Consider the following 25,300-nt stretch of genomic DNA (forward strand, 5'->3'; position numbering starts at 1 on the left):
CCGGGCACGGGCTTGGGGCTTACAGCGCCGGGCCGCGCTTCTGCCGGATCGCCGCGTCCACCTGCGGCGCGACGGTGCACCATTCGTCATCGCGGGCGAGCCAGACGGCGTCGCGCGTCTCGGCCGCGACGGTGATGCGCTCGTCCGCGTGCTCGACGATCGAGGGCGGCAGGATCGAAAGGAAGAGAAACAGGGCTTCGGCGGTCAGGCACATGGAGAGTATCCTCTGCAACAAGGTCCTCCCCCCACTTCAACTTGAGGCGCTGCCGTCGTTCGGCCAGGGGAAATCGCGCCGCAGCGCAGCATTTCCGCTGACTCGCCCCGCCGGATGATGAAATATCATGCAGTCCGGCGGGGTGCGGGGTCAGCGCGTCAGAGGCCCAGCGAGCCGAGCACGATCACCGTGACCGTCGCCAGCACGGGGATCGCGACGGCGACCATGAAGATGTCGGAGTAGCTCTTCTCGTGGGTCATGCCGGTGATCGCCAGCAGCGTGATCACCGCGCCGTTGTGCGGCAGCGCGTCGAAGCCACCCGAGCTCAGCGCCGTCACCCGGTGCATCAGCCCCATGGCCACGCCCTGCTCCTGCCCCATCTGCGCGAACTGGTCGCCCAGCGCGTCGAGCGCGATGGACATGCCGCCCGAGGCCGAGCCGGTGATGCCCGCGAGCGCGTTGACCGCCACCGCGAGCGAGGCGACCGGGTTGTCGGGAAACAGGCCCAGCACCGCGTCACGGATGATCGTGAAGGCCGGCAGCGAGGCGATGACCGCACCGTAGCCGACCTCGGAGGCGGTGTTGAACACCGGCAGCAGCGAGCCCATGGTGCCGGTGTTCACCGTGTCGAGCACATCCGCGAAGCGCCGCCAGTTGAGCGCCAGCGCCAGCAGGATCGACAGCGTCAGCGACACGATGATGGCCCAGATGCCCGCGACCGAGGACAGGTCGGTCTCGCCGTATTCCGGCAGCGACAGGTAGTCGGCGGACATTGCCGGGAAGATCACGTAGGTGAAGAGCGCGTTGAGCCCGATCACCGCGATGACCGGCGCGATGGCGATGGCGAAGTTCGGCAGCTTCGCATCCGCCGGCAGGGTGCTGTCGGCGCCGGTTTCCTCGTGCTGGCCGTAGCCCTCGCCCCGCCCCTGTGCAGCCGCGCGGCGCCGGTTCAGCCACAGGGTGCCTCCGCCCAGCATGATGACGCCCGCGAGCGTCCCGAGCAGCGGCGCGGCGAAGACGTTGGTGCCGAAGAACGGGATCGGAATGGCGTTCTGGATCGCCGGCGTGCCGGGGAAAGCCGTCATCGTGAAGGTGAAAGAGCCCAGCGCGATGGCCGCGGGAAGCAGCCGCTTGGGCACGTCGGCGCGGCGGAACAGCGCGTTGGCGATCGGGTAGATCGCGAAGGCCACCACGAAAAGCGAAACCCCGCCGTAGGTCAGCACGCCGCAGGCCAGCACCACCGCAAGGATTGCCTGCCCGGGGCCGACCCATGCCACGATGCGCTCGGCGATGGTGCGCGCGGCGCCGCCGTCGGCCATCACCTTGCCGAAGATCGCGCCCAGCAGAAACAGCGGGAAGTAGGTGATGATGTAGCCGCCGAGGCTGTCCATGAACACCTGCGTGTAGGTGGCCAGCACCGGCAGCCCGCCGGACATGATGACCGCCAGCGCCGACAGCAGCGGCGCGAGGATCAGCACGTTGATCCCCCGGTATGCCAGGAACATCAGCAGTCCCAGCGACAGAACGATTCCGAAAAGCCCCATGCGCGCCATCCTCCAGGTTGCACCATGGCGCGACCTAATCCCGCGATGGGTGCCGGACAGGCCAACGCCGCCGTCCGCCTTTCACGTTCGCGTCAGCCGTTCAATTCCTGCCACGACGTCAGAACAGCAGCCCCCAGATCAGCGGCAGCAGGATCGCCGTCGCCAGCGCGTTGAGCCCCATGGCGAGCCCGGCGAGGGCACCCGCCGTCTCGTTCACCTGCAGGGCCCGCGCGGTGCCGATGCCGTGGCTCGCGGTACCGATGGCAAGGCCGCGCGCACTCCATGCCCGAACGCGCACGGCGGTCAGCACCCACGGTCCGATCATCGCCCCGAGGATGCCGGTCACGATCACCAGCACCGCCGTCAGCGACGGCACGCCACCGATCTCGCGGGCGATGGCCATGGCCACCGGCGCGGTGACCGATTTCGGCGCGATCGAGGCCAACACCTCGGCGCTGCCGCCCATGAGCCACGTCACCCCCACTGCCGACAGGATCGCGGTGAGCGAGCCGCAGAGAAGGCTGACCGCGATGGCCGGCCCCGAGCGCCGCACCATGTGCCATTGCCGGTAGAGCGGCACCGCAAGCGAGACCGTCGCAGGCCCCAGCAGGAAGTGCACGAACTGCGCGCCCTCGAAATAGGTGGCGTAGTCGGTGCCCGTCGCCAGCAGCACGAGCACCACGAGGATCACCGCCCCCAGAACCGGGTTCAGCAGCGGGTTGCGCCCACCCTTCTCGAACAGCCAGGACGCCGCCTGGAACGCCACGAGCGTCAGCGTCAGGTGGAAGAGCGGCGAGGCGCTGAGGTAGACCCAGGTGTCCTGGAGGCTCTGGAGGTTATCCATCCGCTTGCTCCGCGCCACGACCGAGCCACGCCATCAGCAGGCCGGTGACCGCGATGGTGACGACGGTGCTCACCAGCAGGCCGAGCCCCAGCGGCAGCGCCGCGTCGGCGAGCAGGTGGAAATGCAGCATAACCCCGGCGCCCGCGGGCACGAACAGCAGCGACATCGCCTTTTGCAGGCCTCCGGCGGCCTGCCCCAGCCCCTCGGGCACATGGCCACGGAGCATCAGGATGGCGAACAGCAGCACCATGCCGAGCACCGGCCCCGGCACGGGCAGCACCAGCGCGCCGACGACCAGCTCTCCGACAAGCTGGCAGAGAAAGATGAGCGTGAGATGGCCGAGCATGGGCGTCTCCCTTGAAGCGGTTTCCAGGGAATTAAGACGCGCCGTCGCTCCGGGGATCAAGTGGGGTGCGCCCGATGCAGCGCATCAGGGGCGCGTCGCGGGCGCCCGTGGCCGGACAAGGACGCGGACGCTTTCTGGGCAGGCGCACGCAATCAGGCTGGACGGCTGTTCCGGCACGGGGGCGGCGGGCAAGGCGCACGCCCTGCCCGCCTTGCCGGATCACGACCGGGATCACTCCCAGCAGCTGACCTTGACGGTCATGTCGGCGGCCAGCGAAGTCAGATCCTCCGGATCCATCGCCCGCTCGCCCCGCGTCTCGCTCGCCGAGACGCCGCTGTCGCGCAGGAACGCCTGCAGCGCACTGGCATCAGCCGCGAAGGCGACGTCGTCGGGCAGAGCCTGGTTGCCCTGCCTCTGCGGCAACAGCATCCCGAGGACGGCACCGCCATTGTCGAGCACCGGACCGCCGGCGTCGCCCGGCCGCGCCGACAGCGCAAGGCGCTCGAGCTCGGCCTCGCCTTCGAGCCCCTGCAGGTCCTCGAGCGAGCCGAAGGTCAGCGTGGGCGCGCTCAGCACGCCGCCGAAGGGGTAGCCGGCCACCGCCACCTCGGACTTCAGGCGGGGCGTGTCGGCGCGGAAGGCACCAACGGCCCGGGGCGCCAGCGCCTCGGATGGGCGCAGCAGCGCCGCGCCGAGGTCCGCGTCGGAGGCGGCCGCCACCGACGCCTCGTAGGTGTCGTCGAGGGTGACGCGCCCGCAGGACTGCACCGCATTCGCCGCAGTGACCACGGCGCCGCGCCCGTCGACGAAGAAGCCGGAGACGGTCGCCGTCGGCTTGCGGATCTCGAGCCCGGAGACGAGGTCGACTGCCTGGCCCTCGTCGGTGATCTGCGTCGGGTCGAGCACCGCGTCGGTGGTCGAGAACGACGCCCGCATGGCGTTCATCACGCGCTCGCGCCGCTCTTCGTCTCCGGCGGGCCAGATCAGCGTCCAGCCCTTGATATGGCCATCGCGCAGCGTGACCTCGGTGTGGCTCACGATGCTGCTGTTGCGCCCGGTGAGCGAAAAGCCGTTGCCGCGCCGTTCGCGCGGGCCGTCGAGCGGCACGATCTCGAGCGTCTGCATGATCTCGTAGAGCCCGTTGAGCGCGGCGCGGTCACCCGGCTGGCTGATGAGCAGCACGCGCGCATCGAGATCGCCGGTCGGCTCGTAGAGGGCAAAGGGCGCCTCGTAGCGGTCGAAGGCCACGGCACCGAGCGGCATCTCGATGCGGATGCCCGCGCGGTCGTCGGTGACCAGCGTCATGTCCATGCCCTCGAGCACGGCATTGTACTGGTCGAGCAGGTCCTGCCGCTGCATCGTGGTCAGCACGCCGGTGCGCTCGTAGCCGTTCTGGCCCTGCCATTCCGCCATGGCGCTGCGCGTGCCACGCCCGAAGGCGGCGTCGATGCCCGCGTCGTAGACCCCGGCCCAGCGCAGGGCGATCTGCAGTTGCTCGCGCTCGGAGCGGGTAAGCTGCGCCTCGCTCGCGCGCGCCTGACGCGGGGTCTCGTCGACCACGGGTTCGGGCTGCGGCTCGGGCTCGGCTTCCGGCGCGGGCGCGTCCTGCGGGCCCGAGGTGTCCGGCGCATTGTCGAGCGCCTGCGCGAGTTCCTCGGTGCTGATCCCCTCTTCCGGCTCTTCCGCCTCGGGCCCGGGGGCAGCCTGCGGATCGTTCAGCGCGGCACCCACCGGCCAGAACTGGTCGTTGTACTCGGTCGAGGCGGCAAGATAGCTATCCCGCGGGATCAGCCCGTTGCCACGCAGGCTGCGCAGCAGCGCCTGCGCCGAGTCCGGCTGATAGGGACCGAGCGCGATGCCGTACCAGCCACCGCCCAGCGAGAAGCCGTTGACGTTGTCGAGCTGGCGCGCGTATCCGCGAAGCGACTGCTCGGCCTGGTTCAGGCTCGGCTGGGCCTCGATCTGGATATAGACAAGTTCCTGTGTATTCGACTGGGCGAATGCGTGGCCCGTGATCACGAGAGCGGTCGCGCTCGCCATCAGAAATGATTTCAACATACTCGTGGCTGCCCCTCAGGCCTTGGCTTCTTTTGACTGTCGAACTGTGTACCAGACCCCGTCTGGCCGTCACCTCAAAATATGGTCAGCCCCGAGATTGACCGTCGGGGCTGTGACGCATAATCAAGGCCCGGCATCCCGACAGGATACGAACAGGACAGAGCTAGGGCATTTTCCGATGATCGACACCAGTAACAAACCGCGCAGCTTCCAGGAGATCATCCTGCGACTGCAAAGCTACTGGGCGTCCAAGGGCTGCGCCATCCTGCAGCCCTACGACATGGAGGTCGGCGCCGGCACCTTCCACCCGGCCACGACGCTGCGCGCGCTCGGCTCGAAGCCCTGGGCGGCGGCCTACGTGCAGCCCTCGCGCCGCCCGACCGACGGGCGCTACGGCGAGAACCCGAACCGGCTGCAGCACTACTACCAGTTCCAGGTGCTCATCAAACCCTCGCCGCCGGATCTCCAGAAGCTCTACCTGGGCTCACTGGAGGCCATCGGCATCGACATGAGCATGCACGACGTCCGCTTCGTCGAGGACGACTGGGAAAGCCCGACGCTGGGCGCCTGGGGTCTTGGCTGGGAGGTCTGGTGCGACGGCATGGAAGTGTCGCAGTTCACCTATTTCCAGCAGGTCGGCGGCCACGACTGCACGCCCGTGTCGGGCGAGCTGACCTACGGGCTGGAACGGCTCGCGATGTACGTGCTGGGCATTGACCACGTCATGGAGATGCCGTTCAACGACCCGTCCTCGCCGCAGCCGCTGCTCTACGGTGACGTGTTCCGCCAGACCGAGGAGGAATACTCGCGCTGGAACTTCGACGTGGCCGACACCGACATGCTGCTGAAGCATTTCGAGGAAGCCGAGGAAGAATGCGAGCGGATCCTGTCCTCGGACCACGTCGATCCGAAGACCGGCAAGCGCATCGTCATGGCGCACCCGGCCTACGACCAGTGCATCAAGGCCAGCCACCTGTTCAACCTGCTCGACGCGCGGGGCGTGATCTCGGTGACCGAACGGCAGGCCTACATCGGCCGCGTGCGGGCGCTCGCGAAGCGCTGCGCCGACGCCTTCGTGATGACCGAGGCGGGCGGCTACGCCGCCTGAGCCGAGGCCCGAGCCACCACCGGAGGACCAGCGCATGAGCGGCAAGATCCTTGCCATCGCCATCGTCGTCGCAGCCCTGCTGTTCGGCGCCGGCGTCTACTATTTCCAGGTCTTCCACTACTACGAGCGGGTCGCCGACGACGCGGGAGAGGTCTTTCTCACCCCGGTCGGCGGCGGCACGCCCGAGCACATTCCCTACGGCGATTTCGAGGGAATCGACGCGTCGAGCTCGCCGATCCGCTTCCGTGCATGCTTTACCACACCCGAAACGCCGGAGACACTCGACCCGCGCTTCGAGCGCTACGAGGGCGCCGAGCCGCGCAACGCGCCCTTCTGGTTCGGCTGCTTCGATGCGGAAGAGATCGGGCTGATGATCGAGACCGGCGAGGCGCATGTCTACACCGCGGAGCGCAACGTCGAATACGGCATCGACCGGGTCGTCGCGGTGACGGAGAACGGACGCGGCTACATCTGGGAAGAGATCAACGACTGCGGCGACAAGGCCTATGACGGCACACCGCTCGGCGAGGACTGTCCGCCCCGCGACTGACCCTTGCGCGGGCGGAAACGGCCCGCCGGAGGGGGCGCTGCCCCCGTCGCCTGCGGCGACTCCCCCGGGATATTTCTGGCCAGAAGAAGCGGCGGCGGTCGCGCCCTGCCCCTGTGGTCGTCCGGAATTATTCCTGAATGCGCCGCCAATTGGCCTCTTGCGGCGCGAGGTGATGGAACCGGAAGGGCCTCTCGCGCGCTGTCTCTCCAACCGAGGAGAAATGCCAATGTCCGACAATCGAGCCCCCGCCTGGGTCGTTCCCGTCATGCGCGCCGGATACGCCGCACGGGGTGCCGTCTATACCGTCGTGGGCGGCCTCGCGCTGTTCGCCGCCTGGCGCGGAGGCAGCGCCGAGGGCACGACCGACGCCCTTGCCCAGCTGACCAGCGTGCCTTGGGGCGTGGCGCTGCTCTGGGCGATCGCCATCGGCCTCATCGCCTACATGGTCTGGCGGCTGATTGACGCGTGGATGGATCTCGAGTGCTACGGCAGCGAGGCCAAGGGAATCGTGGCCCGCGCGGGCCAGGTCATCACCGGCCTCATTCACGGCGCCATCGGCGTGTCGGTCGCGACCACAGCGATGAACGGCGGCGGTGGCGGCGAGAGCGGCACACAGAGCATGACCCAGAAGCTCATGTCGATGCCCTGGGGGCCGTACCTCGTGATGGCCGTTGGCATCGCGACCGTGGGTGCCGGCATCTACTACGCCAAGAAGGGCATCTCGGAAGACTACAAGAAGGACATCCGGGTGACACCGCTCGCGCGCAAGCTCGACCCGGTGATGAAGTTCGGCCTAGTCGCCGAGGGTGTGGTGATCGGCATCATCGGCGCGACGATCATCTATGCCGGCTTCACCCATAACCCTGGCGAGGCCGGTGGCGTGGGCACCGCGCTCGACAAGATCCGCTCGGTTGCCTACGGGCGTGTGCTGCTCGGGGTCGTGGCGCTCGGCCTGATCGGCTTCGCCGTCGAGAACTTCATCGAGGCCGCCTACCGCATCGTGCCCCGCCGTGCCGGTGACGACGTGATGACGCTGGCGCGCCGCGCCAAGCTGAAGGCCGAGGGCAAGCTCGAACAGGCGACCGCCTGAGCCCGTCCCGGCCCGTTGCGGGCAAACGGCTGGACCTCGCTTCCTTGTAGGTCTATCCACCCCCAAACAACCGCCCGGGCGTGTCGCCCGGGCTGATGCTTTGGTGAGACGATGCCCGACCTTCTGATCGAACTCCTGTCCGAGGAAATTCCTGCCCGCATGCAGACGCGCGCGGCCGAGGATCTGAAAAAGCTCGTGACCGACGGGCTGGTGGAAAGCGGTCTGACCTACAGCGGCGCCGCCGCCTTCTCGACCCCGCGCCGGCTGACGCTGACCGTGCAGGGCCTGCTGGCCGCCTCGCCCGCCACCCGCGAGGAACGTCGCGGGCCAAAGGTCGACGCCCCCGAGAAGGCCATCGCCGGCTTCCTGCGCGGCGCGGGTGTCACCCGTGAGCAATGCGAGGAGCGCGAGGACAAGAAGGGCACGGTGCTCTACGCGATCATCGAGAAGCCGGGCCGCCCGGCTGCCGAGATCGTGGCCGAGGTGCTCGAGAAGACGATCCGCAACTTCCCCTGGCCGAAGTCGATGCGCTGGGGCGCGGGCACGCTGCGCTGGGTCCGGCCGCTGCATCGGATCCTGTGCCTGCTGTCGGACGAGGCCGGCGCAGAGGTCGTGCCGCTGGACATCGACGGCATCACCGCCGGCAACGTCACCGAGGGCCACCGCTTCATGGGCGGCGCGCCGTTCGAGGTGAGCTCGTTCGAGGACTACGAGACCAAGCTCAAGCGCGCCAAGGTCGTCCTGTCGGCCGAGGAGCGCGCCGAGACCATCTGGCATGACGCGACCAACCGCGCCTTCGCAAACGGGCTCGAGGTGGTCGAGGACCGCGGCCTGCTGGCCGAGGTTGCCGGGCTCGTCGAGTGGCCGGTGGTGCTGATGGGCCGCATCGGCGAGGATTTCCTCGGCCTGCCGCCCGAGGTGCTGCAGACCTCGATGAAGGAACATCAGAAGTTCTTCTCGGTCCGGAACCCGGCTTCGGGGCGGATCGAGAGCTTCGTGACCGTGGCGAACATCGAGACCACCGACGACGGTGCCACCATCCTTGCCGGCAACGACAAGGTGCTGTCGGCGCGGCTGTCGGACGCCAAGTTCTTCTGGGAGAACGACCTGCGCGTCGCGAAGCAGGAGGGGCTCGAGGCCTGGACCGAGCGGCTCGGCAACGTGACCTTCCACAACCGGCTGGGCAGCCAGCGCGACCGGATCGAGCGCATCGCCGCGCTGGCGCGCGAGATCGCCTCCGCCGTGGGCGCCGACCCGGTGCAGGCCGAACAGGCCGCGCGGGTCGCCAAGGCCGACCTGAGCTCGGAAATGGTCTACGAGTTCCCCGAACTGCAGGGCCTCATGGGGCGCTACTACGCCGAGGCCGCCGGCCTGCCCGACGCGGTCGCCGCCGCCTGCGAGGAGCATTACTCGCCGCTCGGCCCGTCGGACCAGGTGCCCGAAGCGCCGGTCTCGGTCGCCGTGGCGCTGGCCGACAAGCTCGACACGCTGACCGGCTTCTGGGCGATCGACGAGAAGCCCACCGGCTCGAAGGACCCCTTCGCGCTGCGGCGCGCGGCGCTCGGCGTGATCCGGCTGGTGCTGGCGAACAAGCTGCGGCTGCCGCTCGACCGCTACATCGACGCGCAGCTGCTGCGCCACAAGCGCCACGTGAACCATGACGCGAGCGAGGCCGATCTCGAGGCCATCGACGCGCTGGTCGACGAGATCGCCGATCACGGCGTCTTCGGCGCCGCGCTGCACGCGCTGCTCGACAGGCTCGCCGACAAGGACGCGGCGCAGGAGGGTTCGGTCTTCCGTACGGTGGCGGGGCTGGTGCCGGACCTTTCAACCGATCTGCTGGCGTTCTTCCACGACCGGCTCAAGGTGCACCTGCGCGAAGAGGGCATCCGCCACGACGTGATCGACGCCTGTCTCGCGATGCCCGGCTCTGACGACATCCGGCTGCTGGTGGCCCGCGCCGAGGCGCTCGGCGACGTGGTTAGCACCGACGACGGCGTGAACCTCGTGCAGGGCTTCAAGCGCGCGAACAACATCCTCGCGCAGGCCGAGGAGAAGGACGGGGTCGAATACAGCTTCGGCGCCGACCCGAAGTTCGCCGAGACCGACGAGGAAAAGGCGCTTTTCGCGGCGCTCGACGCGGCCGAAGCGAAGATCACGCCGGCGATGGCAGACGAGGATTTCGCCACCGCGATGGCGGCGATGGCCGGGCTGCGCGCACCGATCGACGCCTTCTTCGAGGCGGTTCAGGTCAACGCAGACAACGACGTGGTGCGCCGCAACCGGCTGAACCTTCTGTCGCGGATCCGGAAAATCTGCCTTCAGGTCGCGGACCTGACCCGGCTCGAGGGCTGAGCCACCCGGGCGGCGACCGCGTCAGCGGCCGCCCGGGGGCCGCCCATGCACGGCGGCATGACAAATGCCCGATATGGCCTTAACCTCGCGGTCGCCGAAAAAGGTGATAGTGCGATAGCCGTTCGACAGGCTATGCTGCATTGCAGAAACGACAGGAATCGCCGTGCCTGACACGCACCGACAGGATCAGGACCCCGAGGTCACGCTCATCACCCCCACTGCGCCGATCGCGACACCGACGCACGGGGGCCGGGCGAAGTGCCTGCAACGGCTGGTGCGGCTCGACCTTCCGGTTCCGCGTACCGTCGCCCTGAGCTTCGATACGGTGCACCGCATCGCGAAGGGCGCGATGCCCGACATCCGGGCGATTCTCGACGAGTATCCCGCGGGCGCGCTGCTCTGCGTGCGGCCGTCGTCGGAAGACCCGGATTGGGGCGGCCCCGGCTCGGTGCTCAACATCGGCATGAACGACGCGCTCTTCGTAGAGTTTTCCGACAGCATCGGCCCAACCGCGGCCTCGGCGCTCTACAAGCGGTTCGTGACGGCCTACGCGATCCACGTGGCGCGGCTCGATCCCGACGTCTTCGAAGAGATCGACGCCCCGGGCCAGGAGGGCCTCAGCGAGGTGCTGCGCTGCTACGAGGAAGAGGCCGAAGAGCCCTTCCCGCAGGATCCTGCCGTGCAGCTGGCCGAGGTGCTGCGCTCGATGGCCCGCGCGTGGGAAGGCACGACCGCCCGCCTGCTGCGGCAGGCCAAGGGGGCGCCGATGGACGCCGGGCTGGGTCTCATCGTGCAGGAGATGGCGCTTGGCGTGGGCGACGGCGAATGCGGCTCGGGCGTGCTGCAGCTGGTGAACTCCGAAACCGGGCTGCCGCAGATCACCGGGCGCTACCTCAGCCAGAGCCAGGGCCGCGAAGCGCTGAAATGCGAGCGGTCGTCGCTGTTTCTCGAACGCGATCCGCGCGGACCTTCGCTTGAAGAGCAGGCACCCGATGCATTCCGGAAGCTCAAGGAATACGCGGCCCTGATGCGCGAGAAGCTGCGCGCCGAGATGCAGATCGAATTCACCATCGAGAACGGGCAGGTCCACATCCTCGATGGCGTCCGCGTCAAGCGCAGCCCGCGCGCGGCGCTGCGCATCGCCCTGCGTCTCGCCGAAGACGGGATCATCTCGCGGCAGGAGGCCCTGATGCGGGTCGAGCCGCGCGGTCTGACCGAGCTGCTGCACCGGCAACTCGACCCCGAGGCCGAGCGCGACCGCATCGGCGGGGGAGTGGCCGCCTCGCCCGGTGCCGCGACCGGACGCATCGTGTTCTCCTCGTCCGAGGCGCAGGCCAGCGCCGCGCGCGGCGAGAACTGCATCCTCGTTCGCCGCGAGACTTCGCCCGAGGACGTGCGGGGCATGCATGCCGCTGTGGCCGTGCTCACCGAGCGCGGCGGCATGACCAGCCACGCCGCGGTCATCGGCCGCGGGCTCGGCCTGCCCTGCGTGGTGGGCGCCGCGCGGATGGGCTTCCGGCACAACAGCAAGCGCCTCGTTGCCGAAGATGGCCGCGAATTCGGCGAGGGGGACATCATCACCGTCGACGGCACCTCGGGTCAGGTGCTCGCCGGTGCGCCCAAGATGATCGAGGCGGCGCTCGACGACGCCTTCCAGACCTTCATGTCCTGGGCCGACGAGGAACGCGACATCGGCGTGCGCGCCAACGCCGACACTCCCGCCGATGCCGCCACCGCGCGCAACTTCGCGGCGCAGGGGATCGGGCTCTGCCGGACCGAGCACATGTTCTTCGAGGCCGACCGCATCACGCCCATGCGCGAGATGATCTTCGCCGACAGCCCCGAGGATCGGAAGGCCGCGCTGGCCCGCCTGCTGCCGATGCAGCGCGCCGATTTCACCGAGCTTTTCCGGATCATGGAGGGGATGCCGGTGTGCATCCGCCTGTTCGATCCGCCGCTGCACGAGTTCCTGCCGTCGGATCGTGCCGGGCTACGCGACCTGGCCGAGGCGCTCGACCTGCCGGTTTCCGACGTGACCCGCCGGGTCGAGAGCATGGGCGAATACAACCCGATGCTGGGCATGCGCGGCGTCCGGCTCGGCATCGCCGTGCCCGAGATCTACGACATGCAGGCCCGCGCCATCTTCGAGGCAACGCTCGAGGCCTCGCGCGATGGCGCCCCTGTTGTGCCCGAGATCATGCTGCCACTGGTCTCGGCCTGCCGCGAGGTCGAGCTGGTGCGCACCCGCATCGACGCGGTCGCGGCGGCGGTCCGCAACGAGCGCGGGCGCGAGTTCGACTATTCGCTTGGCGTGATGGTCGAGACCCCCCGGGCCTGCCTGCGCGCCGACGAGATCGCCCAGCACGCGCATTTCCTGTCCTTCGGCACCAACGACCTCACGCAGATGACCTATGGCCTGTCGCGCGACGACGCAGGCCGTTTCATGTCGGACTACGTGCAGCAGGGTGTCTTTGCCGAGGACCCGTTCCACCGGCTCGATTCCGATGGCGTCGGAGAGCTGATCCGCATCGGCGTGGCCCGCGGGCGAGAGGGAAACGGTGGCGTGATGCTGTCCATTTGCGGCGAACACGGCGGCGACCCTGATTCGATTGCCTTCTGCCGTGACGCGGGTATCGACTACGTCAGCTGCTCCCCCTTCCGGGTTCCGGTCGCGCGACTTGCCGCAGCGCAGCTCGCGATCAGGGACAAGATCGGGTAGAAGACACCAAAAATCAGCCAATATATGCCAAGTTAACAAGGCCTTTGGGCTGGAATCCGCCGGGTGCGATCCCTCCGCGCTGGACGGATTGGAACAATTTTACTAACTCCGCCTCGATTTTGAGCGGTTTTGGGGAACCGCCATCTGGGACGTAAAGGTAAAGAGGGAATCATGATCAAAGCTGCCATGCTCGCGCTGGCTGCGCTCGTCGCGGCCGGACCCGTCACTGCTGAAATCTCGCAGGACAGCATTCGTCACCTCGTAAAACTCGAACAGCGCGGACTTCGTTCCGCCCAGCAGGCCCATCTCGACGGTCTCATCATGCCGGTCTCGACCGGCGGCACCGTCAGCTACGACAAGGCCTGGGTCTCGGAACAGCCGAAAGCCAGCGGCGGCGCACAATGGCAGTGCCTCACCGAGGCGCTCTACTTCGAGGCCCGCGGCGAGAGCCTGAAAGGCCAGTTCGCGGTGGCCGAGGTGATCCTCAACCGCGTCGACAGCCCGCGCTTTCCGGATTCGGTCTGCGGCGTGGTGAACCAGGGCACCGGCCGGAAATACGCCTGCCAGTTCACCTACACCTGCGACGGCCTGCCCGAGCACATCAACGAGCCCGGCGCCTACGCCGAGGTCGCCAAGGTCGCCAAGGCGATGCTCTCCGGCGCCCCGCGCGAGCTGACCAACGGCGCGACCTACTACCACACGACCGCCGTGTCGCCATCGTGGGCGAGCGCGTTCACCCGGACCGCCAACATCGGTGTTCACCGGTTCTACCGCGCCGGCTACCGCGTCAGCAGCAACTGACACCGCGATGCCGCGGCGGCGGTGCAAACCGCCGCTTCCGGCCCTCGCGCCGCTCCGCACCCTGCGCTATAGGGTGACGCCAGGGCCGGCACCGGCCCGGCTTGCGGAGGGCAACAGGCCCCGGCGTCCTCGACGTCTCGCAAGGCGGGACGGCTCCGGCAAAGCGCCAGAACCAGCCGCGAGGGGCCGCCATGGCCGATGAGATCCGACTAGCATTCGCCCATCCGTCCGAACGGGCCATCTCCACCGAGGGCGACGCGCCGCGCGACCGCATCTCGCTGCGCGAACACATCCGCGAGGTCGAGATTGGCGCCTTTCAGGCCGAGCGCGGCCACACCCAGCGCGTGCGCTTCGACGTTGTGGTCGAGGTCACGCCGGCCGGGGGGCCGCTCGACGACGACGTCGACCGCATCCTCAGCTACGACCGGGTGACCGAGGCGATCACCACCGAGCTTGCCGCCGAACGCGTCAACCTGCTGGAAACGCTCGCCGAGCGCATTGCCGAGCGCATCCTGCTCGAGCCGCAGGCGATGCGCGCCTTCGTCCGCATCGAGAAGCTCGACCGCGGCCCCGGCGCGCTCGGGGTCGAGATCGTGCGCACCCGGCGCGACTTCGGCCAGCACCTGCACGAGGTCGCGCAGACCCGGCCGCATCCGCGCATGGTCTACCTGTCGAACGATGCCATCGCCTCGGACGCGCTGACCGGCTGGATCGACCGCTTCTCGGCCGAGAGCGCGCCGCTGATCCTCTGCGTCGGCCTGCCCGACCTCGCCCGCCCGCAGGCCGAACATCCCATGGCGCAGCGCCGGGTCGACCTGCTTGCGATCGAGCAGAACGGCTGGCTTCTCGCCGCCCGCGATCCGCGCTGCAAGGTGGTGTCGACCCGGACCGAGCTCGACTGGGCGATGAAGAACGGCCAGATCTGTGTCTGGGCACCGTCGAAGATCGTGCTCGATGCGATCCAGGGCCCCGAGCGCCAGCCGCGCGACTCCGTCGCGCTCGCCGCATGGTTCGCCGGGCTGATGGAGGCCTGCGAACTGGTGGTGATCGGCGAAACCACGCCCGAGGGATCACCTGTGCCCGCCCGCGCTGTAACACTCCGCAACAGCTGAGCGTGCGGCCGCTTGCCAATTCCGGCCACCGTGGGCAAAACGGCTCCCATGCGTGACTATTTCCGACCGCTGGTGCGGTCCGACCTCCCCCGCCCCGATGACGCCCTGCCACTGGCCGGCGGCCCGCGCTGGTTCACCCATGTCGCGCGGCACCGCCGCGACGGCAGCGTGGCCCGCCTGCCCGCCTCGGACCTGCCCGAGGACGTGGCCGCCCGGCTTTCGGCGCGCCGCGCGCCACTGCTCGGCATGCCGCTCGACGAGCCGCGGATCATGGCCATCCTCAACGTGACGCCCGACAGCTTCTCGGATGGCGGGATGGACCACTCGAGCGCCGAAGCCGCGCTGCGCGGACGCCGGCTGATGGCCCAGGGCGCGGACCTTCTCGACATCGGTGGCGAAAGCACGCGCCCCGGGTCCGAGACGATCTCGCCCGGCGAGGAAATCGCGCGCACCGAGCCGGTCGTGCGGGCGCTGGCCGGCGTACCGATCTCGATCGACACCCGCAAGATGCAGGTGGCCCGCGCCGCCTGTCGCGCCGGGGCTGCGGTGGTCAACGACGTCTCTGGGCTGACCCACGATCCCGTGCTTGCCGACTTCTGCGCCGAGAACGGGCTGCCGGTCTGCATCATGCACAGCCAGGGCGATCCGCAGACCATGCAGGACGACCCGCATTACGAGAACGTCCTGCTCGACGTCTACGACTTCCTCGAGACCCAGGCCGCGATGCTCGAGGAACGCGGGCTGCCGCGCGACAAGATCATCGTCGATCCCGGCATCGGTTTCGGCAAGACGCAGGCCCACAACCTCGCGCTGCTGCACGGGCTGTCGCTGTTCCACGGACTGGGGTGCCCGATCCTGCTCGGGGTTTCGCGCAAGGGGTTCATCGGCCGCATCGGCGAGGCGCCCGAGCCGCGCGACCGCGCCCCCGGCTCGATTGCCGTGGCGCTCGCAGGCATCGCGCAGGGCGCACAGATCATCCGGGTGCACGACGTCGCCGCCACGCGGCAGGCGCTGGCACTCTGGAACGCCGTCGAACAGGGAGACAACCATGACGCGTGAGCTATTCGGCACCGACGGGGTGCGCGGAACCGCCAACGCCCACCCGATGACCGCCGAGATGGCGCTGAGCATCGGCGCCGCCGCCGGGCGCTATTTCCGCCGTGAACACGGCGGTGTGCACCGCGTGGTGATCGGCAAGGACACCCGGCTGTCCGGCTACATGTTCGAGAACGCGCTGACCGCGGGGCTGACCTCGACGGGAATGAACGTGCTGCTCCTGGGTCCGGTGCCGACACCGGCGGTGGGTCTGCTGACGCCCTCGATGCGGGCCGATCTCGGCATCATGATCTCGGCCAGCCACAACCCCGCCGACGACAACGGCATCAAGTTCTTCGGCCCCGACGGCTTCAAGCTCTCGGACGAGGTCGAGAGCGAGATCGAGGCGCTGGTCGCCTCAGGTGTGACCCCTGCCCCCGCAGGCGAGATCGGCCGGGCCAAGCGCATCGACGACGGCCGCTTCCGCTACCAGGAGCGGGTGAAATCCACCCTGCCCCACGGAATGCGGCTCGACGGGATGAAGGTGGTCATCGACTGCGCCAACGGTGCCGCCTACCGCACCGCGCCCGAGGTCCTCTGGGAGCTCGGCGCCGACGTGATCCCCGTGGGCACCGCGCCCAACGGCCTGAACATCAACGAGAACTGCGGCTCGACCAAGCCGATGGCCGCAGCCGAGGCGGTGGTCGCGCATGGTGCCGACGTGGGCATCTGCCTCGACGGCGACGCCGACCGCATCATCCTCATCGACGAGACCGGCACGGTGGCCGACGGCGACCAGCTGATGGCGCTGATGGCCGCCCGCTGGGCCGCCGAGGACCGGCTGCGCGATGGCACGCTGGTCGCGACGGTGATGTCGAACCTCGGTCTCGAGCGGTTCCTCGAGGGGCGCGGCCTCAATCTGCAACGCACCAAGGTCGGCGACCGCTACGTCGTCGAGGCGATGCGCGCGCACGGCTGGAACCTTGGCGGCGAGCAGTCGGGCCACATCGTGATGACCGACCATGCCACCACGGGCGACGGGCTGATGGCGGGGCTGCAGTTCCTCGCCGAGATGGTGCGCACCGGCGAGCCCGCCTCGCGGCTGACGCGCAGCTTCGAGCCGGTGCCGCAGCTGCTAAAGAACGTACGCTTCACCGCCGGCAAGGCGCCGCTCGAGGCCGACAGCGTCAAGGGCGCCATCGCCGAGGCCGAGGCACAGCTGAACGGTCAGGGGCGCCTGCTGATCCGCAAGTCGGGCACCGAGCCGCTGATCCGCGTCATGGCCGAATGCGAGGATGAGGCGTTGCTTGCGCAGGTCGTCGACGGCATCGTCGACGAGGTGAAGGCGGCGGTCTGACGCGGTGGTGGGTCTCAGACCCACCCTACGCCGGTTCGCGTAGCCGCCTCGCGAGGGTTCGGTTGTAACGACGGGTTGAAAACCCACCCTACGGCGGTCCGGTTCGGGACTTCATCCGTTCGCGCGCCGCGGGGCGCCTGGCTCGATCCTACCGGCCCGCGCCATTATCGGAGCGCGGTGCCTGCGGCGGCGCAGCGGCCAGCGGAGCACCGAGACCAGCGCTGCCAGTAGCAGCCAGCCCGCGCCGAATCCCGCGCCGGCAAAGACCGCACCTTCGAAGGTCATCGGCAGGCCGGGCCGGAAATTCTCCCAGGCCCGCGCGGCGATGTCGGGATCGGCGAGATGCGCCGCGAGACGCGCGCGCATGAAGGGACCCGCGTCCTCGATGGCCGCGAGGTCCGAGGAGAGCCTCGCCTGCCGCGCCACGGTCGCACGCAGGCTCTCGGCGCGGGCCGCCCCGAAGTCTCCGCCGGTCGCGAGCTGGCGCAGCGCCTCGTCCCGACCGAGGCCCACCGTCTCGGCATCACGGTCGAACTCCGCGACGACGCGGGTCAGCTCGTCCACTGCGCCACCGAGACGCTGCGTATACTGCTGCGAGAACTCCGGGAACTGGGACAGGGTGGCCGCACCTGTGAGGCCCGCGGCAAGGGCCATCGTCCTGAGGATCATGGTCGCCCTCTTCTTTTCTGCTCGAGCGCAAGCGTAGCGCCCCGCACGGGCTGCGATCAAGCGTCGAGGCCCCTTGCCCGCAAGCACGAGAAGGCCCGCCGCGATTGTCCTCGCGACGGGCCGATCGTTCATGCCGAATGCCGGGCGGTGTCAGCCCTGCGCGACGCCGTAGATCTTCGCGACCTTGGCAACCGCCTCCTCGGGCGGCAGCTCCTCGCTCTCGCCGGTGCGGCGCGAAGTCAGCTCGACAACGCCGTTCTTGAGCCCGCGCGGACCGACGGTGATCCGCCACGGCAGGCCGATCAGGTCCATGGTGGCGAATTTCGCCCCGGCCCGGTCGTTGGTGTCGTCGTAGAGCGGGTCGAGGCCCAGCGCCCTGAGCGCCGCGTAGATCTTGTCGCAGGCCGCATCCGCCGCCTCGTCGCCGCTCTTGAGGTTGACGATGCCGCAATGGAACGGGGTCACGCCCTCGGGCCAGATGATGCCCTTGTCGTCGTGACTGGCCTCGATGATCGCGCCGAGCAGCCGCGACACGCCGATGCCGTGCGAGCCCATGTGCACCGGCACCTGGTTGCCCTCGCCATCCGATACGGTGGCGCCCATCGGCTCGGAGTACTTGGTGCCGAAGTAGAAGATCTGCCCCACCTCGATGCCGCGCGCGGTGCGGCGGCGCTCTTCCGGGACCTGGTTGAACAGGGCCTCGTCGTGGGTCTCGTCGGTGCGGGCATAACGCGAGGTGAACTCCTCGAGCACGGCGCGGCACTGCTCGTGGCTGTCGTAGTCGATCTCGCGGTCGCCGAACTTCAGGTCGGTGATCTCGGAGTCGTAGAACACCTCGGACTCGCCGGTCTCGGCCAGCACGAGGAATTCATGGGTGTCGTCGCCGCCGATCGGGCCGGAATCCGCGCGCATCGGGATCGCCTGAAGGCCCATGCGCTCGTAGGTGCGCAGGTAGGACACGAGGTGGCGGTTGTAGGCGTGCAGCGCGTCTTCCTTGGTGAGGTCGAAGTTGTAGCCGTCCTTCATGTAGAACTCGCGGCCCCGCATCACGCCGAAGCGCGGGCGGATCTCGTCGCGGAACTTCCACTGGATCTGGTAGAGCGTCAGCGGCAGGTCCTTGTAGGACGAGACGTTGGCGCGGAAGATGTCGGTGATCAGCTCCTCGGCGGTGGGCGTGTAGAGCATGTCGCGGTCGTGGCGGTCGGTGATGCGCAGCATCTCCTCGCCGTAGGCCTCGTAACGGCCCGACTCGCGCCAGAGATCCGCCGACTGCAGCGTCGGCATGAGCAGCGGGATATGGCCAGCGCGCTGCTGTTCGTCGTGGATGATGTCCTCGATCTTGCGCAGCACCCTGTAGCCCAGCGGCAGCCAGGAATAGATGCCCGCGCTCGCCTGCTTGATCATGCCGGCACGCAGCATGTAGCGGTGCGAGACGATCTGCGCCTCGGCGGGCGTCTCCTTGAGGACGGGCAGGAAATAGCGGCTCAGACGCATGTGGCGGGGCCTCCCGGAAGAAGAATTCGGTCCGGGACGGGGTAAGCGAAGGGCGGCGCGAGAGCAAGAGAGGAAGCACGCGGCCCCTGACGGTTCGAAGGACGCAGGCGCGAGCGGCAGCACCGCAAGGGCGGGCGGGCCCGGTCAGAGCAGGCCGGAAAGACCCGCGCGACACGATCCCGGGCGCTGCGGGCAGCCCTGTCCCGCATCCCTGAAAGCCCCCGGGGTTGGAGGATACCCGCAGGCTGCCCGCGCGCCATGTCCAAAGACATGTCGGAGACTTCCTGCCGGCCTTGCGGCTGCCATTGGCGGACGAACCCGGCATGACCCGTGTAAACGCCGCGCCAGAACGCCGGATTTCCGCGACCCGGCGCGCCCTGCGGCTTGCAACCGGGGCGGCGAGACGCGATGTAGGGACGGGTTCTCTTCGAAAGGCGGTCATGGCTCTGCCGGTGCGCACACAGGTCAGCTACTGGGGCATCGCCGCGGCGGTGTTCATCGTGCTGCTGTGGTTCCTGGGCGACGTGCTGCTGCCCTTCGTCCTTGGCGGCGCGGTGGCCTATTTCCTCGATCCCGTCGCCGACCGGCTGGAACGCGCCGGCATGAGCCGCGCCATGGCCACCGGCACGATCACCGTGGCCGCGGTGCTGATCTTCGTCATCCTCGCGCTCGCTGTGGTGCCGGCGCTCGTGCGGCAGACCAACCAGCTGGTGGATGTCGCGCCGCAGCTCTTCCGCAACCTGCAGGCCTTCCTGGTCGAGAAGTTTCCCTCGGTCATGGTCGAGGGCAACCCGATGCGCGAGACCTTGGCTGCCGTGGGCGACACCATCAAGGAACGCGGCGCGGCGCTGCTCAACACCGCGCTGACCTCGGCCGCGTCGCTCATCAACATCCTGATGCTCTTCGTCATCGTGCCTGTCGTCGCGGTCTACATGCTGCTCGACTGGGACCGGATGGTCGCCCGCGTCGACAAGCTCCTGCCGCGCGACCATGCGCCGGTGATCCGCCGCCTGTTCCGCGACATCGACGCGACGCTCGCGGGCTTCATCCGGGGCATGGGGTCGGTCTGCCTGATCCTCGGGGTCTACTACGCGGTAGCGCTCTGGGCGGTAGGGCTGAACTTCGGCCTCGTGGTGGGCGTCATCGCCGGGATGCTGACCTTCATCCCCTACGTCGGCGCGATCGTCGGCGGCGCGCTGGCCATCGGGCTGGCGCTGTTCCAGTTCTGGGGCGACTGGATCTGGATCGCCGCCGTGGCGGGCATCTTCTTCTTCGGCCAGTTTCTCGAGGGCAACTTCCTCACGCCCAAGCTGGTCGGCAACTCGGTCGGGCTGCACCCGGTGTGGCTGATCTTCGCGCTGTCGGTCTTCGGATCGCTCTTCGGCTTCATCGGGATGCTGGTCGCCGTGCCGCTCGCCGCCGCCCTCGGGGTCGTCGCGCGCTTCCTCATCGACCAGTATACCGACAGCCGCCTCTACCGGGGGACGACGGAAGAGGGCGAACGATGATCCGGCCGAAGCAGCTTCCCCTGCCCCTGCCGGTCCGCGCCGCGCTGGGGCGTGAGGATTACTTCGTCAGCCGCTCGAACGGGCTGGCCGTGGCGCTGCTCGACGACTGGCAGTCGTGGCCGAACGGGAAGATGATCCTCGTGGGGCCCGCCGGCGCCGGCAAGACGCATCTGGCGCACGTCTGGGCCGCCGAGACCGGTGCCGCCATCGTGCCCGCGGCCGACCTGCCCGGGGCCGACATCCCAGCGCTCGCTCGCGGGCCGATCTGCGTCGAGGACGCCGACCGATCCGCCGGAGACCGCGAGACGGAAGAGGCGCTGTTCCACCTCCACAACCTCGCGCTGGCCGAGCGGCAGCCGCTGCTGGTCACCGCCCGCAGCGCGCCCCGCCACTGGCCGCTGGTCGTCGCCGACCTGAAAAGCCGGATGGAGGGCACGCAGACCGCCACCCTGCCCGATCCCGACGACACGCTGCTGGCCGCCGTGCTCGCCAAGCTTCTGGCCGACCGGCAGGTGGTGCCGACGCCCGACGTGATCCCCTACCTCGTGCGGCACATGTCGCGCAGTTTCGCCATGGCGCGGGACCTGGTCGACGCGCTCGATGCCAACGCCATGGGACGACCGCGCGGGATCACCCGTGCGCTCGCGCGCGATGTGCTCGCAAGGCTTGAAGCGGCGCCGAAAAAGAGGGCAGAGTGACGGGATCCCTGTCACGAAGATGTTGCAAGCCGCGTTGCATAAGCCCCCCATGACGATTGCCGATTTCCTCAAAGCTCCGCTGCCGGCCCCGGCCGACCTGCCCGATCTCGATCCCGCCGGTCCGGACCGCTTCTTCAACCGCGAGCTGAGCTGGCTCGGCTTCAACTGGCGCGTACTGGAAGAGGCCGAGAACCCCAACGTGCCGCTGCTGGAGCGGCTGCGCTTCCTGTCGATCTCGGCCACCAACCTCGACGAGTTCTACACCGTGCGCGTTGCCGGCCTGCGCGAGCTTGCCCACGCGGGCAACACCAACCCGGCCGCCGACGGGCTGACCCCGGCCGAGCAGCTCGTGAAGATCAACGAGGACGCACGCGCGCTCATGGCGCACCAGCAGAAGGTGCTGCACCAGCTCGAGGAGCAGCTCGCCGCCGCCGGCATCGACATCGTGCTGCGCGACGAGCTGACCGAGGCCGACCGCGCGCATCTTGAAACCGCGTTCCTCACGCAGATCTTCCCGGTGCTGTCGCCGCTGGCCATCGACCCGGCGCACCCGTTCCCCTTCATCGCCAACATGGGCTACTGCCTTGCGATGTCGCTCGAGCGCAAGCGCGACCGGCGCACCCGCAACGCGCTGCTGCCGATCCCGCATCAGATCGACCGCTTCATCGCCCTGCCCTCGGCCGAGGGCCAGAACCGGTTCATCTACCTCGAGGACGTGCTGCTGCTGCACATCGAGAGCATGTTCCCCGGCTACCGGGTCAAGGATCACTTCGGCTTCCGCGTGCTGCGCGACAGCGACCTCGAGGTCGAGGAAGAGGCCGAGGATCTCGTGCGCGAGTTCGAGGTGGCGCTGAAGCGGCGCCGCCGCGGCGAGGTGGTGCGGCTTACCATCAGTTCCGGCGCACCCGGCGACCTGCGCCGCATCCTGCAGGACGAGTTGCACGTGCAGGACGACGAGGTCATCGAGCTCGACGGCATGATCGGCATCGCCGACCTCAAGGAGCTGGTGCTCGACAGCCGGCCCGACCTGCTCTGGCCGACCTTCACCCCGCGTGTGCCCGAGCGGGTGCAGGACCATGACGGCGACATGTTCGCGGCCATCGCCCAGAAGGACATGCTCCTGCACCACCCCTACGAGACATTCGACATGGTGGTGCGCTTCCTCAATCAGGCGGCGCTCGACCCGAACGTGGTGGCGATCAAGCAGACGCTCTACCGGACCTCGAAGAACTCGCCCATCGTGGCCGCGCTCTGCGAGGCGGCCGAGGACGGCAAGTCGGTAACCGCGCTGGTCGAGCTCAAGGCCCGCTTCGACGAGGCCGCCAACATCCGCCAGTCGCGCCGGCTGGAACGCTCGGGCGCGCATGTGGTCTACGGCTTCCTCGACTGGAAGACCCACGCCAAGATCAGTCAGGTGGTGCGCCGCGAGGGCGACAAGCTGGTGACCTACACCCACTGGGGGACCGGCAACTACCACCCGATCACCGCCAAGATCTACACCGACCTGTCGTTCTTCACCTGCAACCCCGCCCTCGGGCGCGATGCGGCGAAGATCTTCAACTACCTGTCGGGCTACGCCGAGCCGGTGGGGCTCGAGAACCTCGTGATCTCGCCGCATTCGCTCAAGCCGAAGATGATCGAGCTGATCGAGGCCGAGGCCGAGCACGCCCGTGCCGGGCGCCCCGGGCGCATCTGGCTCAAGATGAACTCGCTGATCGAACCCAACATGATCGACGCGCTCTATGCCGCCAGTCAGGCGGGCGTCGAGATCGACTGCGTGATCCGGGGCATCTGCGGGCTGAAGCCGGGCATCAAGGGCCTGTCCGAGACCATCCGGGTGAAATCCATCGTCGGACGCTTCCTCGAGCATTCGCGGATCGTTTGCTTCGGCAACGGCCACGGCCTGCCGCACGACAAGGCGCGGGTGTTCATCTCTTCGGCGGACTGGATGGGGCGCAACCTCAACCGCCGGGTCGAAACCGGGGTCGAGATCGAGAACGCCACCGTCAAGGCGCAGATCGTCAGCCAGATCATGGCGGCGAACCTCGCCGACACGACGCAGAGCTGGGTCATGGAGCCGTCGGGGAAGTTCACGCGCCACCCGGTGCCAGAGGGCGAAGCGCCCTTCAATTGCCATCGGTTCTTCATGGAGAACCCCTCGCTTTCGGGCCGTGGCTCGGCGGGCGCCGGCGATGTGCCGCGGCTGACGCACGGCGACTGAGCCTCAGCGCCGCGCGCCCTCCGCCCGGGGCCATGAAAAAGCCATGAAATTGCCGCTCCGGTGCCTTGCGATCAAAGGCGCCGGTTAAGATCTGCCCCGCATGGTGGGCGATGCGCTTGGGGGCAAGTGGCACGGAGCAATGCGCCAAAGCGGCTCCGTTTCCGGCTGAATGACCGGACCTCGCGTCCCCGATCCGGGGCCGCTCCGCGAGAATGGCGGATCGTTCCGACAGCCCCCGCAAAGGCCCGACCATGTCCAGCATCCTGACCAACGACAGCGCCCGCATCGCGCTGGCGACGCTCCAAGGCATCAACGGCAGTATCGCCGACACCCAGAGGGAGATCGCGACCGGCCGCCGTGTCGCTAGCGCCGGGGACAACGCCGCCGTCTGGGCCATCTCCAAGACGATGGAGGCCGACGTCGTCGGCTACCGCAGGATTTCCGACAGTCTCGCGCTCGGCGATGCCACGCTCTCCGTCGCGCGGCGCGGCGCCGAGACGATCACCGACCTGCTCACCGACATGAAGGGCCGGGTCGTCAGCGCGCAGGGTGAGAACGTCGATCGCGCCAAGATCCAGTCCGGCATTGCCGCGCTGCGCGACCAGATCGGCGCGGTGGTCGAGACCGCGCAGTTCAATGGCATGAACCTCCTGAAGAACACCGGGACCGATGCCGGCACCGGCAGCGCCGCCGTGCTCGGCTTCCTGCAGCGGGGGGAAAACGGTGTGACCGGGGTCGATATCGCGATCTCGAAACGCGACCTCGGCACCGGCACACATTCCATCTCCGCCAGCGGCGGCACCTACAGCGCCGACGCCGCCACCGCCACGCTGGATGCGACCCGCAGCGTGACGCTCGACGCCAGCAGTATCACCATCGAGGCAGGCATGGCCTTTTCCCTGTCGCTCTACGGTACTGATGCCGACAATTCGAGCTTCGATCAGGACACACTGCGCACCACCGCCGGCGCCTCGGAAACGCAGGCCGAGATGGCCGGGTCCGAGATCGCCTACGTGGCGCGCGACGGCGATACCGCGCACAGCGTGCTCACCGCCCTCGCCCGGCGCTACGACAGCTATGCCGCGCGCAACGGCATCGACGCCGGCACGCTGTCGATGACCGCCTCGGGAAGCGGCCTCGCCCTCACGTCATCGGTGACCGACGGCAGCGATTCCATAACGGTCAGCCTCAACACCCTCGGGGCGGACGCGGGCAACACCATCGGCGGCGGGCTCGCGCTGCTGGATGATCTCGACGTCAGCACCGGCACCGGCGCGGTCGACGCGCTAGGCCGGATCGAATCGCTGCTGACCATCGCGACCGACGCGGCGGCGGGATTCGGCTCGGATCAGAACCGGCTGCAGACTCAGGCGGCCTTCAACGACCGCCTCAGCGATTCGATGAGGGCGGGCATCGGCACGCTCGTCGATGCCGACCTCGAGGAAAGCTCGGCCCGGCTGCAGGCGCTTCAGGTGCAGCAGCAGCTCGCCACGCAGGCGCTGTCGATCGCCAACAGTGCACCGCAATCGCTTCTCGGCCTCTTCCGCTGACAGGGGCGCCCCGTTCGGAACACCACC

Annotated in this window: 20 protein-coding genes; 13 read left to right on the forward strand and 7 right to left on the reverse strand. The window is 68.7% G+C overall.

All coding sequences use genetic code 11. From position 1 onward, the window contains the following. Positions 1 to 19: 19 nt before the first annotated feature. The 5 genes from D6860_RS09045 to D6860_RS09065 all read right to left on the reverse strand — a co-directional run bounded on the left by D6860_RS09045 (position 20) and on the right by D6860_RS09065 (position 4,988). Positions 20 to 214, reverse strand: a complete 195-nt coding sequence (locus D6860_RS09045) for a hypothetical protein (protein ID WP_017468429.1) — start codon at positions 212 to 214, stop codon at positions 20 to 22. 158 nt (positions 215 to 372) lie between these two features. After that, entirely contained in the window at positions 373 to 1,758 is a 1,386-nt protein-coding gene (locus tag D6860_RS09050) for a GntP family permease (protein ID WP_076623709.1), read from the reverse strand. Between the two features lie 118 nt (positions 1,759 to 1,876). After that, on the reverse strand, positions 1,877 to 2,602 hold the full coding sequence (locus tag D6860_RS09055; RefSeq protein WP_017467915.1) for an LrgB family protein: 726 nt from the start codon (positions 2,600 to 2,602) through the stop codon (positions 1,877 to 1,879). Continuing rightward, a complete protein-coding gene (locus D6860_RS09060) occupies positions 2,595 to 2,948 on the reverse strand; it encodes a CidA/LrgA family protein (protein ID WP_017467914.1) in 354 nt (117 codons plus the stop codon). The genes D6860_RS09055 and D6860_RS09060 overlap by 8 nt, the downstream gene beginning before the upstream one ends. 231 nt (positions 2,949 to 3,179) lie before the next feature. Then, a complete protein-coding gene (locus D6860_RS09065) occupies positions 3,180 to 4,988 on the reverse strand; it encodes a serine protease (protein WP_229743307.1) in 1,809 nt (602 codons plus the stop codon). A 196-nt stretch (positions 4,989 to 5,184) separates the two neighbouring features. Here D6860_RS09065 and D6860_RS09070 point away from each other — a divergent pair, with 196 nt between their 5' ends. The 9 genes from D6860_RS09070 to glmM all read left to right on the forward strand — a co-directional run bounded on the left by D6860_RS09070 (position 5,185) and on the right by glmM (position 17,133). Beyond that, positions 5,185 to 6,114: a glycine--tRNA ligase subunit alpha gene (locus D6860_RS09070; RefSeq protein ID WP_076623707.1), complete on the forward strand. Its 930-nt coding sequence runs from the start codon at positions 5,185 to 5,187 to the stop codon at positions 6,112 to 6,114. Between the two features lie 34 nt (positions 6,115 to 6,148). Continuing rightward, positions 6,149 to 6,664, forward strand: coding sequence for a DUF6446 family protein (locus tag D6860_RS09075; protein ID WP_076623706.1), 516 nt, complete (start codon positions 6,149 to 6,151; stop codon positions 6,662 to 6,664). A 226-nt stretch (positions 6,665 to 6,890) separates the two neighbouring features. After that, entirely contained in the window at positions 6,891 to 7,754 is an 864-nt protein-coding gene (locus tag D6860_RS09080; RefSeq protein WP_076623705.1) for a DUF1206 domain-containing protein, read from the forward strand. A 111-nt stretch (positions 7,755 to 7,865) separates the two neighbouring features. Continuing rightward, the gene (glyS, locus tag D6860_RS09085; RefSeq protein WP_076623704.1) at positions 7,866 to 10,109 is read left to right on the forward strand and encodes a glycine--tRNA ligase subunit beta; all 2,244 of its coding nucleotides are present in this window, start codon (positions 7,866 to 7,868) and stop codon (positions 10,107 to 10,109) included. A 163-nt stretch (positions 10,110 to 10,272) separates the two neighbouring features. Beyond that, positions 10,273 to 12,828: a putative PEP-binding protein gene (locus D6860_RS09090; RefSeq protein WP_076623703.1), complete on the forward strand. Its 2,556-nt coding sequence runs from the start codon at positions 10,273 to 10,275 to the stop codon at positions 12,826 to 12,828. A gap of 171 nt (positions 12,829 to 12,999) precedes the next feature. Further along, entirely contained in the window at positions 13,000 to 13,629 is a 630-nt protein-coding gene (locus D6860_RS09095; protein WP_017468238.1) for a cell wall hydrolase, read from the forward strand. Between the two features lie 191 nt (positions 13,630 to 13,820). Further along, the gene (locus D6860_RS09100) at positions 13,821 to 14,741 is read left to right on the forward strand and encodes a dihydroneopterin aldolase (protein ID WP_076623702.1); all 921 of its coding nucleotides are present in this window, start codon (positions 13,821 to 13,823) and stop codon (positions 14,739 to 14,741) included. Between the two features lie 48 nt (positions 14,742 to 14,789). Next, entirely contained in the window at positions 14,790 to 15,800 is a 1,011-nt protein-coding gene (gene folP, locus D6860_RS09105; protein WP_076623701.1) for a dihydropteroate synthase, read from the forward strand. Continuing rightward, complete coding sequence (gene glmM / locus D6860_RS09110) at positions 15,790 to 17,133, forward strand: phosphoglucosamine mutase (protein ID WP_076623700.1); 1,344 nt, start codon at positions 15,790 to 15,792, stop codon at positions 17,131 to 17,133. The genes folP and glmM overlap by 11 nt, the downstream gene beginning before the upstream one ends. A 111-nt stretch (positions 17,134 to 17,244) precedes the next feature. Here the strand turns inward: glmM and D6860_RS09115 are convergent, their stop codons facing one another. Then, positions 17,245 to 17,802, reverse strand: coding sequence for a DUF2937 family protein (locus tag D6860_RS09115; protein ID WP_076623699.1), 558 nt, complete (start codon positions 17,800 to 17,802; stop codon positions 17,245 to 17,247). Positions 17,803 to 17,952: 150 nt separating this feature from the next. After that, entirely contained in the window at positions 17,953 to 19,296 is a 1,344-nt protein-coding gene (gene proS, locus D6860_RS09120) for a proline--tRNA ligase (RefSeq protein ID WP_076623698.1), read from the reverse strand. Between the two features lie 440 nt (positions 19,297 to 19,736). Between proS and D6860_RS09125 the strand changes: the two genes are divergently transcribed. The 4 genes from D6860_RS09125 to D6860_RS25920 all read left to right on the forward strand — a co-directional run bounded on the left by D6860_RS09125 (position 19,737) and on the right by D6860_RS25920 (position 25,273). Continuing rightward, the gene (locus D6860_RS09125) at positions 19,737 to 20,804 is read left to right on the forward strand and encodes an AI-2E family transporter (protein WP_076623697.1); all 1,068 of its coding nucleotides are present in this window, start codon (positions 19,737 to 19,739) and stop codon (positions 20,802 to 20,804) included. After that, on the forward strand, positions 20,801 to 21,502 hold the full coding sequence (locus D6860_RS09130; RefSeq protein WP_076623696.1) for a P-loop NTPase family protein: 702 nt from the start codon (positions 20,801 to 20,803) through the stop codon (positions 21,500 to 21,502). The genes D6860_RS09125 and D6860_RS09130 overlap by 4 nt, the downstream gene beginning before the upstream one ends. Before the next feature lie 49 nt (positions 21,503 to 21,551). Then, the gene (locus D6860_RS09135) at positions 21,552 to 23,723 is read left to right on the forward strand and encodes an RNA degradosome polyphosphate kinase (RefSeq protein ID WP_076623695.1); all 2,172 of its coding nucleotides are present in this window, start codon (positions 21,552 to 21,554) and stop codon (positions 23,721 to 23,723) included. A gap of 251 nt (positions 23,724 to 23,974) precedes the next feature. After that, a complete protein-coding gene (locus D6860_RS25920; protein ID WP_076623694.1) occupies positions 23,975 to 25,273 on the forward strand; it encodes a flagellin in 1,299 nt (432 codons plus the stop codon). Positions 25,274 to 25,300 lie beyond the last annotated feature (27 nt).

This window comes from Salipiger sp. D13, from assembly GCF_003703915.1.
Classification (GTDB): domain Bacteria; phylum Pseudomonadota; class Alphaproteobacteria; order Rhodobacterales; family Rhodobacteraceae; genus Salipiger; species Salipiger profundus.

Excerpts from the sequence above, each read along its gene's own strand:
- D6860_RS09065 (WP_229743307.1), bottom strand. The coding sequence starts at position 4,988 with ATGGCGAGCGCGACCGCTCTCGTGATCACGGGCCACGCATTCGCCCAG.
- D6860_RS09075 (WP_076623706.1), top strand. The coding sequence starts at position 6,149 with ATGAGCGGCAAGATCCTTGCCATCGCCATCGTCGTCGCAGCCCTGCTG.
- D6860_RS09125 (WP_076623697.1), top strand. The coding sequence starts at position 19,737 with ATGGCTCTGCCGGTGCGCACACAGGTCAGCTACTGGGGCATCGCCGCG.
- D6860_RS09115 (WP_076623699.1), bottom strand. The coding sequence starts at position 17,802 with ATGATCCTCAGGACGATGGCCCTTGCCGCGGGCCTCACAGGTGCGGCC.
- D6860_RS25920 (WP_076623694.1), top strand. The coding sequence starts at position 23,975 with ATGTCCAGCATCCTGACCAACGACAGCGCCCGCATCGCGCTGGCGACG.
- glyS (WP_076623704.1), top strand. The coding sequence starts at position 7,866 with ATGCCCGACCTTCTGATCGAACTCCTGTCCGAGGAAATTCCTGCCCGC.
- D6860_RS09095 (WP_017468238.1), top strand. The coding sequence starts at position 13,000 with ATGATCAAAGCTGCCATGCTCGCGCTGGCTGCGCTCGTCGCGGCCGGA.
- D6860_RS09130 (WP_076623696.1), top strand. The coding sequence starts at position 20,801 with ATGATCCGGCCGAAGCAGCTTCCCCTGCCCCTGCCGGTCCGCGCCGCG.
- D6860_RS09135 (WP_076623695.1), top strand. The coding sequence starts at position 21,552 with ATGACGATTGCCGATTTCCTCAAAGCTCCGCTGCCGGCCCCGGCCGAC.
- D6860_RS09100 (WP_076623702.1), top strand. The coding sequence starts at position 13,821 with ATGGCCGATGAGATCCGACTAGCATTCGCCCATCCGTCCGAACGGGCC.
- D6860_RS09045 (WP_017468429.1), bottom strand. The coding sequence starts at position 214 with ATGTGCCTGACCGCCGAAGCCCTGTTTCTCTTCCTTTCGATCCTGCCG.
- glmM (WP_076623700.1), top strand. The coding sequence starts at position 15,790 with ATGACGCGTGAGCTATTCGGCACCGACGGGGTGCGCGGAACCGCCAAC.
- D6860_RS09055 (WP_017467915.1), bottom strand. The coding sequence starts at position 2,602 with ATGGATAACCTCCAGAGCCTCCAGGACACCTGGGTCTACCTCAGCGCC.
- D6860_RS09060 (WP_017467914.1), bottom strand. The coding sequence starts at position 2,948 with ATGCTCGGCCATCTCACGCTCATCTTTCTCTGCCAGCTTGTCGGAGAG.
- D6860_RS09050 (WP_076623709.1), bottom strand. The coding sequence starts at position 1,758 with ATGGGGCTTTTCGGAATCGTTCTGTCGCTGGGACTGCTGATGTTCCTG.
- D6860_RS09080 (WP_076623705.1), top strand. The coding sequence starts at position 6,891 with ATGTCCGACAATCGAGCCCCCGCCTGGGTCGTTCCCGTCATGCGCGCC.
- folP (WP_076623701.1), top strand. The coding sequence starts at position 14,790 with ATGCGTGACTATTTCCGACCGCTGGTGCGGTCCGACCTCCCCCGCCCC.
- proS (WP_076623698.1), bottom strand. The coding sequence starts at position 19,296 with ATGCGTCTGAGCCGCTATTTCCTGCCCGTCCTCAAGGAGACGCCCGCC.
- D6860_RS09070 (WP_076623707.1), top strand. The coding sequence starts at position 5,185 with ATGATCGACACCAGTAACAAACCGCGCAGCTTCCAGGAGATCATCCTG.